The organism is Alkalibaculum sporogenes, from assembly GCF_009362815.1.
In the GTDB taxonomy this organism is placed as follows: domain Bacteria; phylum Bacillota; class Clostridia; order Eubacteriales; family Alkalibacteraceae; genus Alkalibaculum_A; species Alkalibaculum_A sporogenes.
In genome coordinates this window covers 1-15320 of record NZ_WHNX01000047.1, presented here as the reverse complement: position 1 = coordinate 15320, position 15320 = coordinate 1, and the positions used below count along the sequence as shown (strand labels likewise).

Here is a 15320-nt window from a genome sequence, read left to right as displayed (position 1 = left end):
AAAGAATCTGGTAATTTTAAAGGTACAAAAATTTCTATGTCTAAACGTGGGTCTCGCTTTGCTAGAAGAGTATTGTTTACAGCCGCTAGGTGTTCCATTGGCTTGTTTGCTATGCTTATTTTTATACAATACATTTTAATTCTTATTTTAGATGTTTTACTTGACTTTGCTTAGCTGGTCTACGGGTTTTTTATGATATTTTGCATTTTGCATTTTGCATTTTGCATTTTGCATTTTGCATTTTGCATTTTGTCGTTTTGCATTTTGTCGTTTTGCATTTTGTCGTTTTGCATTTTGTCGTTTTGCATTTTAATTTAATAATTATTCATTATTAATTAAAATTACATTATTTCTGGTGCACTTACTCCTAATATTCCTAAACAGTTTTCTATTACCTGTTTTGTGCATTGGATTAATATTATCCTAGATTTCATCAATTCTTCATCCTCTAACTTTACCCTACATGCATTGTAGAAACTATGAAAATCTGAAGATAGATCTAGAGCGTACTTAGTAATCTTACTTGGATCTAATTTTTCTATAGCCATTATGATTTCTTGAGGTAAATCTGCCAGTTTCCTGATTAGTAGTATCTCTTCTTTTTCTTTTAGAAGGGTCAGAGTAACTTGAGAAAAGCTCACTTCTACATCTAGTTGCCTAAGTATGCTACAAATTCGAGCATGAGCGTATTGTACATAGAAGACCGGATTGTCATTTGACTGTTCCATAGCTAAATCTAAATCAAAATCCAAATGACTATCTGGAGATCTTAGATTAAAGAAAAACCTTGCAGCATCTTTGCCGACTTCATCAATCAAATCCGATAATGTCACCATTTTACCACTTCTTTTAGACATTCTAGAAATTTCGCCCTTTCGGGTAAGTCTTACTAGTTGCATAATAATAATTGTCAATCTATCTGGCTCTATTCCTAATGCTTCCAATGCACCTTTTAATCTAGCAACATGTCCATGATGATCTGCACCCCAAACATTAATAGACCAATCAAATTCTCTGGTTCTAAGTTTATCAAGGTGATATGCTATATCAGCTGCAAAGTATGTAGGAATTCCATTATTCCTAACAAGCACATCGTCCTTTTCGCAGCCAAACTCAGTTGCCTTAAACCATACTGCTCCTTCTTTTTCATATGCATAGCCCTTATTTTTAAGTTCATCTATTACAGCATTAACTTGATTTTGACAATGCAAGACACTTTCTGAAAACCATACATCGTATTTAATTCCATATTCGTTTAAATCTTCTTTAATCTTTTGTAAATTAAGATTTAATGCGTATTCAATAAAAGCTTTCTTTCGCCTATCGCTTTCTTCATCAATATATTCTTTATGTTGTTCTTCGATAAAATTTTTCATGTGTTCCGTAATATCTTCGCCTTTATACCCATCCTCAGGAAATTCTATATTTTGACCTAATAATTGTAAATACCTAGCTTCTAATGATTGTCCAAATTTTTCTATTTGATTTCCAGCATCATTTATATAAAACTCTCGTGAAACTTGATATCCCGCACATTGTAAAATAGAAGCTATGCCATCGCCAATTGCACCACCTCTAGCATTTCCCATATGCATAGGCCCTGTAGGATTTGCACTGATAAATTCAACATTTACCTTTTTCCCAGCACCAATGTCACTACTTCCATAACTTCCTCTTAAGTCATATATATCTTCTAGAACTTCATATAACCAATTTTGATTTAAATGAAAATTAATAAAACCTGGCCCAGCTAACTCTACTGATTTAATATAACTATTATTAGTATCTATGTTTTTAATAATAACTTCGCCTATAAGTTTTGGTGATTTTTTTGCTTGTCTTGTAATTTGCATAGCAACATTAGTTGAAAATTCTCCATGAGTTGTATCTCTTGGCACCTCAATAATAATAGATGGCATATGATCTATAGTAAAAGCACCTTCGTCTACTGATCTTGTAATACTTTCATTTACTGCTAATTTAATACTAGCTATAATTTTATTAATTGTACTTTTCATTTGTTCCAACCTCTCTTAGTGCTTTACTTCAATATTTAATACATTTCTAGTTGATGCAAGTCCTTGTATTTCTATATTGTAATCTACGTATATATTTGTAGGGTTATTATCACTATTATAATTTATATCTATTGCTTTTGTATATACCATCATAGACATATCTCCATAAGGAGTGGAGTATGTATTAAAATTTTTCTTTCCTTTTTCAAATATCATATGAGAATTTGTTGATCCTAATCTAATAATAGCTATCTTATTATCGTCTATTTTTAAAGTAGTTGTAGTTCCTTCCAAACCTGAAACTTGTGTTTCATCGTAAATTATATAGTCACTTTTTCTTTTTTTATATATTTCTCCTTGTGTTATTAACTCCACTATATCCTCTGGTCCATCTTCCTGAGTCGTTTTACCTTTAATAGATATCCAAATTTTCTTCTTATCACTCATTTTTACACCTTCTTAATTTAACATGGGTTACTTATATACCTGTATCTTTATCACTGTAAGCATTATCACTATTATAGTTATAGTATGAAAAATTGAGTGCCTAACTATTATATTCTTCTATAGCAAGTCTGATAATCTCTTCTACTAAATCTGAATAACTTATACCTGTCTCTTCCCAAAGTTTAGGGTACATGCTTATATTGGTAAACCCTGGTAATGTATTAATCTCATTGATCATTATTTCTCCAGTATTCTTATCTATAAAAAAGTCTACTCTAGACAATCCTCGTCCATTTATACTCTTAAAAGCCCTTACTGCATAATCCTTTATTTTTTCTGTAGTCTTTTCATCTAGTTGTGCTGGGATAATCAAAGTAGATTTATCACCATCTGTATACTTTGCCTTATAATCATAAAATTCTTGTGATGGTAGAATTTCCCCAAGGACAGAGGCTCTTGGTTCTTTGTTTCCTAATACAGCACATTCTACTTCTCTACAATCAATCGCTTTTTCTAATATAAGCTTCGAGTCATATTTGAATGCTTCCATAAATCCCTCTAACATTTCATCTCTATTATGTGCTTTAGAGATACCTACGCTAGACCCCATATTTGCAGGTTTGATAAAAAATGGATAAGCTAATTTTTCTTCAATGCTAGAAATTATCTTACTACTCTTTAATACCCATTCGCTTTTGTATAATGACATATAAGTACCAATAGGTATTCCAGCATTTTCAAATAATATTTTAGAATAAACTTTATCCATTCCTACTGATGAAGCTAGTACTCCACAACCTACAAATGGTTTATTCATAATCTTCAATAATCCTTGAACAGTACCATCTTCGCCATTAGGACCGTGTAATATTGGAAAAAAAACATCAATTTCGTTAATCATGGGATGGTCAAAAATCGAAAACTCCTTGATTGTACATTCTCTATCATTTTCCCACGATCCATCAGCAATGTTTTGTGTATCTCCTGTATATATCATCCATTTACCTAATTTAGTAATGCCTATTTTTATTATATCGTATTTTTCCTTGTCCATTACTTCTATAACATTACTGGCTGACATCAGAGAAACATCGTGTTCTCCAGACTTACCACCAAATAATACGCCAACTTTTAACTTCATTAATTGACCTCCCCCTATAGCTATACAATATTAAAATTCTGTTCCTATATTTTAAGTTTTATACTTGAGTCACTTCTTGTTGATAATAGTTATTTATGATCTATAAGCAAGGTACAAGATTTGATAACCTACTGTGCACTCTAAAGTGGTGACTAAAATAATCACCACATAATAGTATGTTTTATTATATTATCATTCGAATTTATTTATGTGTAAAAAGAAATCTTCTACAAACTATTTTAATTCAATACCTTTTTCAGTTATGTTTATTTTCTGTTCTTTATATAAACGCCCTATAGCTCTTTTAAAAGCGCTCTTACTCATATTAAATTCTAATTTGATAGCGTTTGGGGAGCTCTTATCATTGAGATTAATGCTTCCACCTCTATATCTTAGCTTTTTATATATTTTATCTGAATCATCATCTATCTCATTGTGTGCTTCTTTCCTAAAACTTAATTCTAATTTACCATCTGGTTTCACTTGTTTGACTCGAACGTCTACATTGTCACCATAATCACATGCACCTAAGAACTCACTACTAGAGATTAGTCCATGATATTTATTATCTACAGCAACAAATGCGCCTAACTCTTTATTAATGCTATAGATAATTCCCTTTACTCGATCATTTTCTTTGTAAGGTGATTGATCTTCTAATAATCTAGAAATTTTCATTGTCGCACAGAGTCTTTCACTCTTATCAATATAGAGACCTACTATATAATAATCTCCTTCTCTAATTTTACCAAGCTGTTCTTTGAATGGTAAAAATAAATCTTTTTCTAAACCCCAATCTAAAAATGCTCCTATACCTGTAATATCCACGACTCTTAGCATAGCAATTTCTCCAAGAGTTATCTTAGGCGTTTTAATCGTAGCTATTAGTCTATCTTCTGAGTCTTTATAAACAAAAACATCAATTTCATCGTCAAGTTGCATTTCATTTGAAACTTGATTCTTAGGAAGTAAAATTTCTTCCATAATCTCATCATTTTTAGAATTCAAATAAACTCCTATTTTTGAACGTCTAACTATTACCATCTTCTGTATTTTTCCTAATTCTATCATTATATACCTTCTTTTCATTTAATACACTCACTCAAAGTAAGTCTTAACTAAGATAATACCTTAATCTACTTATAATATCAAACAATTCTGTGTAAACAAATATATTATTATATTAGCTCATCACCTTTTTCTTTATTAGTATCTTTATAATATAATAGTTTTATAATATTTATTTTATAATAAATTTAAGATAAGTATAAATTTAGTTTACTAGTACTAGTTTAAACTAGATTTTAACTTAATCTTTTTAATTAATGCAAATATACTAATCCCAATAGATGATCCAATACTATCTATTAATACATCTCTAATTTCTCCGCTCCTACCCGGAACGTACAATTGATGTATTTCATCACTTATAGCATATAATATGCATATTAATAGTGCTAGAGCATAAGCCTTAAATCCAATTATTCTATTTCTACTAATAGCATTAATAAGTAAAACACCTAAAATAAAGTAGGCTATTAAATGTGCATTCTTCCTTATTATACTGTTGAAACTCAGTATATCCACATTATAATTAGGTATATATTTCTGTATAATATTTATTATCTTCTCAGTAATTCCCGTGGATAGTTGTGCCGACTGTGTAGCTTGTTGTGATGATAAATAAAATATTAAACTCATCCATATGATTACTCCTATCCATGAAACTATTGTAACTGTTTTTTTATTATTATATACCATATAATACTCCATTCCTTATACATATTATTATTCGTCTACATAAGTATTATTTCCTTTTACATAGTATCATAAATTTTCTTACTACAATAATACACAAATACACATTAATTTATCTGTTTAACTTTATGTAGTAATTTATTTTAAAATAGTGAATATAATTTTATAATATTCATTAAATACGTCCTAATAGTTTAACGCCGTTTTATAAGGGTAATAATTAACACAATATATATTAATAGGAGGATATGCTTATGTATAAAAAAATACTTGTACCTACTGATGCTTCTGAGTTTTCTAAGAGAGCTTTAGAAGAAGCTATCAAAATAGCAAAAATAACTGAGGGTGAAATAATACTTGTTCACGTTGTTCACACTCCTGCATCATATTGGGGATATGCTTTATCGTATGGTATTACAGTTAATGAAGAATCATTAGAAAACGTAGGTAAAGTTGCTCTAGATATAACACTTGCTGATATAGATGTAGATGTTCCTCTTAATAAAAAGATTGTTTCCGGCAATACCGTAGTAGAAATTATCAAGGAGATAGATAAACAAAAAATTGACTTAGTAGTTATGGGTAGTCATGGTCACGGATTTGTCACTGGATCAATTTTAGGAAGTGTCAGTCAGAAAATTCTACATGAGACAAAGTGTCCTGTGCTAATAGTCAAATAATTCTATGAATTGTATTAAAATTCTACAAATTCTATAGTTTTTAATTTAATAATAAATAAACCCATCTGTTTATCCATAATAAAAAACAGATGGGTTTTGTAGCATAATACGTCTACTCTAAAATCTGTCCTAAAAAATTCTGCAATCTTTCATGTTGAGGATTATTAAAGATTTGATCTGGTGTTCCTTCTTCTGCAATCAAGCCTTCGTGGATAAAAATTACTCTATCAGCTACTTCTTTTGCAAATCCCATTTCATGAGTAACGACGATCATTGTCATACCCTCTCTAGCAAGATCCTTCATAACTTTGAGAACTTCTCCTACCAATTCCGGATCTAATGCTGATGTAGGCTCATCAAATAGTATTACCTTTGGCTCCATAGCAAGTGAACGTGCAATTGCCACTCGCTGTTGTTGGCCACCTGATAACATTGCAGGATATTCATCGGCTTTCTCATCAATACCTACTTTGACCAAAAGCTCCATAGCAAGTTTTTTTGCTTCTTCCTTAGGTAATTTCTTAACAGTTAGTGGCCCTTCCATGACATTTTGAACAACAGTCATATGAGGAAATAAATTAAACCGTTGAAATACCATGCCTACCTTCTGTCTAATATGATTTATGCTACTCTCTTTTTCATGTTCAACTAATTCTCCATCAATCCATATATCGCCGTCTGTCTTCTTTTCTAGAGAATTTATACATCTCAATAATGTACTTTTACCAGAACCACTAGCTCCAATAAGACAAACTACTTCTTTTTCATTAACCGTTAAATCTATTCCTTTTAACACTTCTAAATCTCCAAAGTATTTATGTAAGTTTTTAATCTCTATCATACTCATATTTTCACCTCTCATTAACCTTCAATTTTAACTCTATCATTCGCAAAAGTTTTGTTAAACCCATAGTTATTACTAGATAATATACTCCTGCTATGAAAAATATAGGAAATACATTAAACGTAGCAGCAACAAATTGCCTTGCCAAAAGCATAATCTCTGTAATTGTTATTACACTTGCTAATGATGAATCTTTTACTGCTATTATAAACTGATTACCTAAGGCTGGAATTGAACGTTTAAACGCTTGAGGTAAAATGATTCTCTTGGTAGATTGCCATCTAGACATTCCAAGAGATCTTGCTGCTTCTCTTTGTCCATAATCGATAGACTCTATAGCACCTCTAAATATTTCACTAATATAAGCACCATTGTGAAAAGCTAATCCGATAACAGCAGAGGGAAAACGATCTATCTCTATGCCCATACCTGGTAATCCGTAAAAAATAAAATAAAGTTGTAGTAATAGTGGCGTGCCTCTAATCACAGTGATATATATATTCATAATTCTAATTAAAATCTTTTTACGAGTTAGTTTTAATACAGCTACTACAAGTCCTATGGCTGTACCAAGAAGTATTGATAAAAAAGCTAATTGTAATGTAGCAGTTACACCTGGAATGAATTTAGGTGCAAAATCTATTACGGTTGTAAAAAAATTTACTGTACTATTGAAAAACCCTGTTGCGAATTCCATAATTATCCTCCGAATTAATATTAGTGTTTCTTATAAAGACAACTACATCAGTATATTCAAAGCTCTGAAGCAGAGAAAATACTGATGTAATAGCCTAATTAAAGACACACCATCTCTATTTGTTATTTATGACTAAAAAATCTAAGCTATCAAAGATAATTCCCTATGATAGCTTAGTTAAAGATTAAAACAAATAATTCTACTTTTCTAAAAGGTTTATTCCAAACCATTTATCGCTAATCTGTGCATATGTACCATCATCAATAATCTCTTGTAACGCTTTATTTACCTCTTCTAATAACTCTGTATCTTCTTTTCTTATAGCTATAGCTATATCTTCTGCGTATAAAGCTTCTCCAATAGGCTCAATATCAACATTATATTCTCTAGGTGCTTGAGATCCTACTATATTGCTTGTTACCAAACCATCAGATCTTCCTTGTTGGACACTCATAAAGTTATCAACATCACTTGTAAATTGGAGTATTTCAATATTTTCTAATTCTTTTAAGTATTCATGATAAGTTGTTCCAGTCACAACTCCTACTTTTCCTTCTTCTAAGTCTTCAATACTACTTATACCTGAACCTACTTCAGCAAAAAACTGAGCTACTTCGTAATAATAAGGATTAGTAAAATTCACCTGTTCTAACCTATCCTCTGTAATTGCCATACTACCGATAATCATATCAAATCTATTTCCTGTCAGTCCACCTACTATACCGTCCCATTCAGTAGTAATTGGAACAGCTTCTACTCCCATTTTTTCTGCAATAGCATTAGCTATTTCAATGTCAAAACCTGCCAAGTCTCCGTTATCATCGATAAAGTTAAATGGTGGATATGCTCCTGTCATTGCAAAAGTCATTTCCTCATTTTCGATAATTTTACTGTAAGTTGTTTGACTCCCATCACTACAACCCGTTAATAGTACTAATAAAAATACACTTGATAAAATTATTACAATTGATTTTTTAATCATTCTTTTACCTCCTTTTATTTGTGGTTACTTATACGAAAATATCGTCTTAGACGTTATTATTCACATACACTATTAAAGTATAGATATCTAGACGTATCTACTCAGGCATACTGTAGTATATCGACTTTAATCATTTATAAATTACTTAAATTTTTAGGAAAATTTTCTTGATTTAAGATGGCTTCTCAATCCTCTTATACTATTTTTAGAGCTAATGCCTATGCTGTGCTCATAATATATAAATAGAACGTCTTCGATGCTTTCGCTAGGGAACCCTATGGTTTTATAGCCCGAGCACCCTCCTAACTACAAGAAACACGCTTTGTAAGTTTCTCGCGGTTACGCGGTAGTCGCCAAATATCTGCAAGCAGCCACTTGGCTCATTACTTCGCGATAATTAAAAACACTCTAACTCTATATATAAATATATATAGAGTTAGAGTGTTTAAGCTTTCCTGATAATCAGTTCACTTTATACCATTAAATTTATTAATTATATAAATTAATAGTATAGATTATGACCATATGATCCTAACCAAACCCCAGTTCTAATAACTATTTTTCAATAAAATTTTTGCTTTAAATCCTTTAAGATTACGGCTAACTTACTGACTCCCACATATAAAATACGTGAACCAGCTCATAAAACCAACTACTCATTCTATCTACTTCATATTGTATTATAACTTTGTCATTATTATTTTCATTATATAGTATAACACATTTGATTATATAAATCAACAATAAGCTCATAGGAATTACCATATATTGAACTTTTACAACCTGTATATTCTTTTGTTACAATATATATAGGAAACATAAAATAGAAGAAAAGAAAGGAGACATAAAATGAACAAGACAGTTAAGATATGTACTTTCTTAGTTTTAACCTTAATGATTTTTACTAGCTCTGTTTCAGCACAAAGCATCTTGTCATTTGGGATGAGAGGAAATTCAGTTAATGAACTTCAAAGGGATTTGAGCTCTATTGGTTATTCAGTAGGACCTATAGACTCCATATTTGGAAACCAAACAAGACAAGCAGTTACAAGATTCCAAAGGGATAATTCACTTAGTGTGGATGGTGTAGCTGGACCTCAGACATTCGCTACACTTAAAAGAAAAATTAGTACAAATAATCAAACTCCTAGTTACACTGGTTTAATAAGACATGGAATGCGGGGTGAACCTGTAAGAGAACTTCAATACAATCTAAAAACTTTAGGCTATAGTGTAGGGGTAGTAGATGGAATTTTTGGCAATATTACAAGACAGTCAGTTATTGCTTTTCAACGAGATAATGGTCTTACTGTAGATGGAGTTGTCGGTCCCCAAACTATTAATGTATTACAAACTAAATTAAATGGAGTGTCTAATTCAACAATCATCAATAGAGGTTCCAACAATTCAAGTTCTATCCAATCAACAATAAACAATGTAATTTCAACATCTAAATCTCTTATAGGAATCCCATATTTAAATGCTGGTACTACTCCTACAGGATTTGATTGTTCTGGATTTACTCAATATGTTATGAAACAAAATGGAATTACTATACCAAGAACAGCTGCTCAACAGTATACTATTGGGACACCAGTTAATAGAGGAGATCTAAAGCTTGGAGATTTTGTATTTTTCACAACTTATACGTCTGGTGCTTCTCACTTAGGAATATATGTTGGAAATAATAGTTTTATTCACTCAAGTAGCAGTGTCGGTGTAACAATTACCAACTTGGATAACTCATACTGGAATCCGCGATACATAGGGGCAAGAAGAATAATTAAATAAATTTTCTTATTTTGAAATCTGGTATTGACCCTGTCAGGGTTGACGAGGCTCGTATCAACTTGACGGGAGTCTTAGTGCCTGTTAATTCGGGATAACTAATAAAAAAACAAACTTTGAACCTGAAGTTTGTTTTTTTATACCCAATTCAAAATCTATAATCATCCCTATTATTTTGTATAAAAAAAATACTATATTAATATAGTATTTTTGTTTTGTTTGCTTAAGTTAATCCAACATATTCATATTATCCACGTGAATATGGTGGGCCTTCAGGGACTCGAACCCCGGACCTACCGGTTATGAGCCGGTTGCTCTAACCAACTGAGCTAAAAGCCCTAGATAGTTGCTAGCTATATCCGCAGATAAATAGCTATAAAATTTTATGGTCGAGGTGAAAGGATTCGAACCTTCGGCCCCATGGTCCCAAACCATGTGCGCTACCAAACTGCGCTACACCTCGTAATCAGCGACAAATACTAATATACTATAAATTTGATGTTTTGTCAAAAGAAAATTTTGCTATTTTTTAATTAATCAATCAACACTAATTATATTAAATCCATTTTGATAGAGAATTTCTGCTGTAACGCCATTTCCCTTTCGCAATGTACCTGTAAAAGTTCCATCGTATACCTGTCCATATCCACAAGAAGGACTTTTTGATTTCAAAATGATTTCAGGAGGATCTGTCTTTTGGGCTAGCTCAAGGGTTTTTTGAGCACCTTTTAAAAAAGCTTTTGTTAAATCTTCTCCCTTTTCATTAACAATGCAAAATGATTTTATATTTTCTTGAATTTCACAAGGTTTTCTAGGGATTTGAAGTCCTCCTAAGACTTCTGGACATACCGTTATAGCTTTACCTTTATTAACTAATTCTTCTATTTCTTTCACTTTGCTATTTTTGCCATTATATCTGCAGTTACATCCTGCTAAACACGCACTTACTATTATTTTATTTGATTTCATGGTTTTCTCCTTGTTCATAAGTATTTTGTTATTATATTACAATACAACTGCTGATAACTATCAGTAAAATGTGTTATAATATCCTAGATGAATAGAGTCTTAGCTCATAATTTAGATATTATTGTGCAGTTTTGATCTCAATTAAACTACTATCAAATAATTAAGGAGGAAAATTTTATGCTATTAGTCACCTCTTATAGCCTATCTTCACTTTTAATAATTAATATTATACTTACTTTTACTATTATTTTCCTCGAGCGTAAAGATCCTCAAAGTACATATGCCTGGCTTTTATTTATTTGGCTTATTCCAGCTATCGGGTTTGTATTTTACTTACTGTTCTCTCAAAATATTGCCAGGAGAAAAATTTTTAAATTAAACAGTGAAGAATTAGAGACAACTACAAAACTTTTAAAACAACAAAAAAAAGATTTAATGAGTGACAAAATTCAACTTTGCTATTCTAACAAAGATGTATACAAGGATATTATACGTTTTCATCAAAATGTCAGCAATTCTTTATATACTAATAATAACGATATCAAAATATTTATAGATGGTAAAGAAAAATTTAAAGATTTATTTGAACAAATCCATTACGCAAAACATCATATTCATATACAATACTTTATTATTAAAAATGATGACTTGGGTATATCTCTTATAGAATTATTAACTAAAAAGGCTCTTGAAGGTGTCCAAGTACGCCTCTTGTTTGACGATATGGGGGGCATATCAATAAAACGAAAGCATCTCGCTGAGTTTATTTCTGCTGGCGGTAAAGTTGGAAGGTTCTTTCCATCAAAGATAAATTTTATTAACTTCAAAGCTAATTACCGTAACCATAGAAAAATTGTCGTCATCGATGGGTCTATTGGCTACTTAGGTGGATTTAACGTTGGAAATGAATATCTTGGTTTAAAGAAATCTATGGGATACTGGCGTGATACTCATATAAAGTTAAGTGGGGGTGCATTATTTGAATTACAACTTAGATTCATTTTGGATTGGCGTTTTGCAACAAACGAAGATGTACAATTAACTAGTGATTATTTAACAGATCGAACTTTTAATGGTTCTGTTGGTGTCCAAATAGTTTCTTCTGGCCCAGATGAAGTTGAAGATCAAATAAAAGAAGGTTTTCTAAAAATCATAAACTCTGCAAGGCAGTATCTTTTTATCCAAACCCCGTACTTTGTGCCTGATCAGAGCATTATGGAAGCAATAAAAATTGCATCTAGATCTGGCGTAGATGTAAGAATAATGATCCCAAATAAGCCAGATCATCCCTTTGTATATTGGGCAACTATTTCCTATGTTGGGGAGTTGCTAGAAGCAGGAGCAAAGGTATATATATACGATAATGGCTTTTTACATTCAAAGACTATTGTAGCAGATGATGTTATTTGTTCTACTGGAACCTGCAACTTCGACATTAGAAGTTTTAGATTGAATTTTGAAGTAAATGCTTTTATATATGACGAAGAAACATGTAAGAAATTTAAAGAAATATTTTTAGCAGACATAGAAGTATGTAGAGACTTAACTTATGAAGAGTACCTCAAAAGACATTTGGCTGTAAAATTCAAAGAATCTATATCCAGGTTATTTTCCCCACTACTGTAATGATACTCAAAACTATAATCGAATTTCTTTCTGCTTATTTAAGAATTATTTATATAATAAGAAGCGACGCTATTTACAGCCGTCGCTTCTTATTATATTGCTTTATAGGGATAGGGGTTTAATATTCTTTTTGTTTACTATATCCACCTGATTTATACATGGTTACACTATGTCCAGCAGCTTTTAATTGCGAATCATATGATGTATCTACTATACGCCATTTGCCGTCTATATACACTTCATTCCATGCATGATATCCATTTACATTAGAAGATGTACCTTTAACTAGTTTTGTTGGAACACCTACGCTTCTCATCATTGAAGCGTATAATGATGCAAAGTCATAACATATACCTTTTTTTGAACTATATGTAGTTTCAATATTTGGAACATATCCACTTGGCAAACTAGTTATATCGCTATTGTATTTAATACTACTAACTACAAAACTATATATCTTACTTGCTTTTTGTGCATCACTTCCACTAGCTAATGAACTAGCTTTTTTGATGGGAGCCATAGAACTGCTCCAGTTAATCATCTGCACTGATGTTAGGTATTTTTGATTAGGATTTGTAGTTTTAACTTGTGCTTCTTTAGTTAAGACAGATTTATATTTATTGCCTTCTACATTTTCCATTACACTAATTTTATATGTTCCATCACCCATTTGTAATGGGTAACTTTGATACTTGTTGTCGCCTTTGAGATCATAATTGTATGTTTTATCACCTTTAACAATTTGTACTTTTAATTTTTTGGCACTCAAATATTTTGCCTTGACAGTACCATTGTTTGCATTACTCACATCTATTGATGGTTTTGACTCTGTCGAATTTGTAGTTGTTGTTGCTTTAGTTTGCGCTGGTTTAGCTTGTACAGTTTCAGTTGCTGCTACAGTCCCACTTTTTTGAGTTGTATTATTTTGAGCTACTTTAGCAGTAGTTGCAACAGTTGCTTTTTTTTGAGTTGAACTATTTTTGACTGCTTTTGTAGTAGTTGGCGTGGTTGCTTTAGCTGCTTTTTTTTGAGTTGTATTATTTTGTACTACACTTTTAGTAGTTGTGGTAGTTTTATTTGTTTTAGTAGTTTTTACATTATTTTGAGTAGGCTTTTTGGCAGCAGTCTTAATCACTTTTTCTTTTCCCTGTGTTGTTTTTAAAGGTACACCGCTTACCTTTGTTAACTTTAAGTTTCTTATTACAGATGTTTGAGATGTTTTAGTAGTTTTGTTTGCACTTTGACGTGTATCTACTTTTGAACTGGCTTGTACAAAAGACATACTGAATGTAATTAAAATTATTACAATTATTGTTACAATATTTTTACGCATAAAAATTTCTCCTTTCGGTAGCTCGGCTGCCTTACATAATTATGTGTAGGCCCTATGGCTTTGCGTCCCAACCTTTCAGTTGGTTTGCTATTATCGTTTGAGAAGCTTTAGAAGTCATATTAATTTACAATTTCATTATATATTATAGGACAATATTTGACAAGTTATTATTCTAAAAAATTGGAATAATATTCTACTTGAAAAAATAACCCAATCAAGCCCCATTATAGCCATAAATAATAATATAATCTCGTTTTCTTCGCACATAACAAAAACTGGAGAGTTATCAACCCTCCAGTTTTATCTTTTTATGATACTGTAAGTTAAAACTATTTTTTCTTTTTAAGAATAGTTCCTGTTAACACTAGTGCTAAACCTGCTCCGTAGAATAATACAGTTGGTATAGAACCAGTTTTAGGAAGTTTTGCACCACCTAGTGGAGTCTTTTCTTCATCGATAATTACTACTTCCTTATCATCATCTATTTCTTTAGGGTCGTCTTTAGGATCTACTGGAAATATAATTGGCCCTAGTGGAATTTCTTCATCGTCTATTTCAATAATCTCTGTGTTAATTACACTTACTACATTCACTTCTTTACCTACTACATTTATTGCGAGTAAACCGTCTATGCTACTTTCGTATCCATCTGGTACTATCTCTTCTAAGAAGTATTCTCCTGGAACTAATCCTTCAAATACTACTATTCCTTCACTATCTGTTACTTTACTATCTACTTCTTCTTCATTTTGATATAGATTAAAAGTAACACCTTCTTGTGGATTTCCATCTATACTGTCGATAGTTTTGATAACTTCAATACCACCAGTGATTAAACTGTTTATTACATTTACACTACTTACTTCTTTACCTACTACATTTACTGCTAGTAAACCGTCTATGCTACTCTCGTATCCATCTGGTGCTATCTCTTCTAGGAAGTATTCTCCTGGAACTAATCCTTCAAATACTACTATTCCTTCACTATCTGTTACTTTACTATCTACTTCTTCTTCATTTTGATATAGATTAAAAGT

General features: G+C 31.3%; 14 protein-coding genes, 2 tRNA genes, 1 pseudogene and 1 riboswitch. Of the genes and pseudogenes, 4 read left to right on the top strand and 13 right to left on the bottom strand.

All coding sequences use genetic code 11. The features are described 5' to 3' along the window. Positions 1–99 (top strand): annotated as a pseudogene (locus GC105_RS15660) (transposase); the annotation flags it as partial. 242 nt (positions 100–341) lie between these two features. Here the strand turns inward: GC105_RS15660 and argS are convergent. The 5 genes from argS to GC105_RS15635 form a co-directional block, all read right to left on the bottom strand. Further along, complete coding sequence (argS, locus tag GC105_RS15655; protein ID WP_152806697.1) at positions 342–2018, bottom strand: arginine--tRNA ligase; 1677 nt, start codon at positions 2016–2018, stop codon at positions 342–344. Positions 2019–2033: 15 nt separating this feature from the next. Then, positions 2034–2465, bottom strand: a complete 432-nt coding sequence (locus GC105_RS15650) for a YwiB family protein (RefSeq protein WP_152806695.1) — start codon at positions 2463–2465, stop codon at positions 2034–2036. Between the two features lie 100 nt (positions 2466–2565). Beyond that, the gene (locus tag GC105_RS15645; RefSeq protein WP_152806693.1) at positions 2566–3606 is read right to left on the bottom strand and encodes a D-alanine--D-alanine ligase family protein; all 1041 of its coding nucleotides are present in this window, start codon (positions 3604–3606) and stop codon (positions 2566–2568) included. Between the two features lie 234 nt (positions 3607–3840). Next, positions 3841–4677, bottom strand: a complete 837-nt coding sequence (locus GC105_RS15640) for a CvfB family protein (protein WP_152806691.1) — start codon at positions 4675–4677, stop codon at positions 3841–3843. Positions 4678–4893: 216 nt separating this feature from the next. Then, entirely contained in the window at positions 4894–5367 is a 474-nt protein-coding gene (locus GC105_RS15635; RefSeq protein WP_152806689.1) for a VanZ family protein, read from the bottom strand. A gap of 251 nt (positions 5368–5618) precedes the next feature. Between GC105_RS15635 and GC105_RS15630 the strand changes: the two genes are divergently transcribed. After that, positions 5619–6044, top strand: a complete 426-nt coding sequence (locus GC105_RS15630; RefSeq protein WP_152806687.1) for a universal stress protein — start codon at positions 5619–5621, stop codon at positions 6042–6044. A gap of 112 nt (positions 6045–6156) precedes the next feature. On the opposite strand, the gene GC105_RS15625 is transcribed toward GC105_RS15630, so the two are convergent. The 3 genes from GC105_RS15625 to GC105_RS15615 all read right to left on the bottom strand — a co-directional run bounded on the left by GC105_RS15625 (position 6157) and on the right by GC105_RS15615 (position 8567). Then, complete coding sequence (locus GC105_RS15625) at positions 6157–6885, bottom strand: amino acid ABC transporter ATP-binding protein (protein ID WP_152806699.1); 729 nt, start codon at positions 6883–6885, stop codon at positions 6157–6159. Between the two features lie 10 nt (positions 6886–6895). Then, the gene (locus tag GC105_RS15620; protein WP_152806685.1) at positions 6896–7585 is read right to left on the bottom strand and encodes an amino acid ABC transporter permease; all 690 of its coding nucleotides are present in this window, start codon (positions 7583–7585) and stop codon (positions 6896–6898) included. Positions 7586–7784: 199 nt separating this feature from the next. Continuing rightward, positions 7785–8567 carry an ABC transporter substrate-binding protein gene (locus GC105_RS15615; protein WP_152806683.1) on the bottom strand — a complete coding sequence of 261 codons (783 nt, stop codon included), beginning with the start codon at positions 8565–8567 and terminating at the stop codon, positions 7785–7787. A gap of 849 nt (positions 8568–9416) precedes the next feature. Between GC105_RS15615 and GC105_RS15610 the strand changes: the two genes are divergently transcribed. Continuing rightward, complete coding sequence (locus GC105_RS15610; protein ID WP_152806681.1) at positions 9417–10358, top strand: C40 family peptidase; 942 nt, start codon at positions 9417–9419, stop codon at positions 10356–10358. Between the two features lie 259 nt (positions 10359–10617). Here the strand turns inward: GC105_RS15610 and GC105_RS15605 are convergent. From GC105_RS15605 to GC105_RS15595, 3 genes are all read right to left on the bottom strand, one after another. Beyond that, positions 10618–10694 (bottom strand) — tRNA-Ile (locus GC105_RS15605). 47 nt (positions 10695–10741) lie between these two features. Next, positions 10742–10818, bottom strand: a tRNA-Pro gene (locus GC105_RS15600). Positions 10819–10892: 74 nt separating this feature from the next. After that, complete coding sequence (locus tag GC105_RS15595; RefSeq protein WP_152806679.1) at positions 10893–11324, bottom strand: 2-thiouracil desulfurase family protein; 432 nt, start codon at positions 11322–11324, stop codon at positions 10893–10895. A 177-nt stretch (positions 11325–11501) separates the two neighbouring features. Here GC105_RS15595 and cls point away from each other — a divergent pair, with 177 nt between their 5' ends. Next, a complete protein-coding gene (gene cls / locus GC105_RS15590) occupies positions 11502–12950 on the top strand; it encodes a cardiolipin synthase (RefSeq protein WP_152806677.1) in 1449 nt (482 codons plus the stop codon). Between the two features lie 118 nt (positions 12951–13068). Here cls and GC105_RS15585 read toward each other — a convergent pair whose 3' ends face one another. Beyond that, the gene (locus GC105_RS15585; RefSeq protein WP_152806675.1) at positions 13069–14283 is read right to left on the bottom strand and encodes a transglutaminase-like domain-containing protein; all 1215 of its coding nucleotides are present in this window, start codon (positions 14281–14283) and stop codon (positions 13069–13071) included. 13 nt (positions 14284–14296) lie between these two features. After that, positions 14297–14382: riboswitch (cyclic di-GMP riboswitch) on the bottom strand. A gap of 230 nt (positions 14383–14612) precedes the next feature. Next, positions 14613–15320: SpaA isopeptide-forming pilin-related protein (locus GC105_RS15580; RefSeq protein ID WP_152806673.1), on the bottom strand; the 708-nt coding region annotated here is incomplete at its 5' end.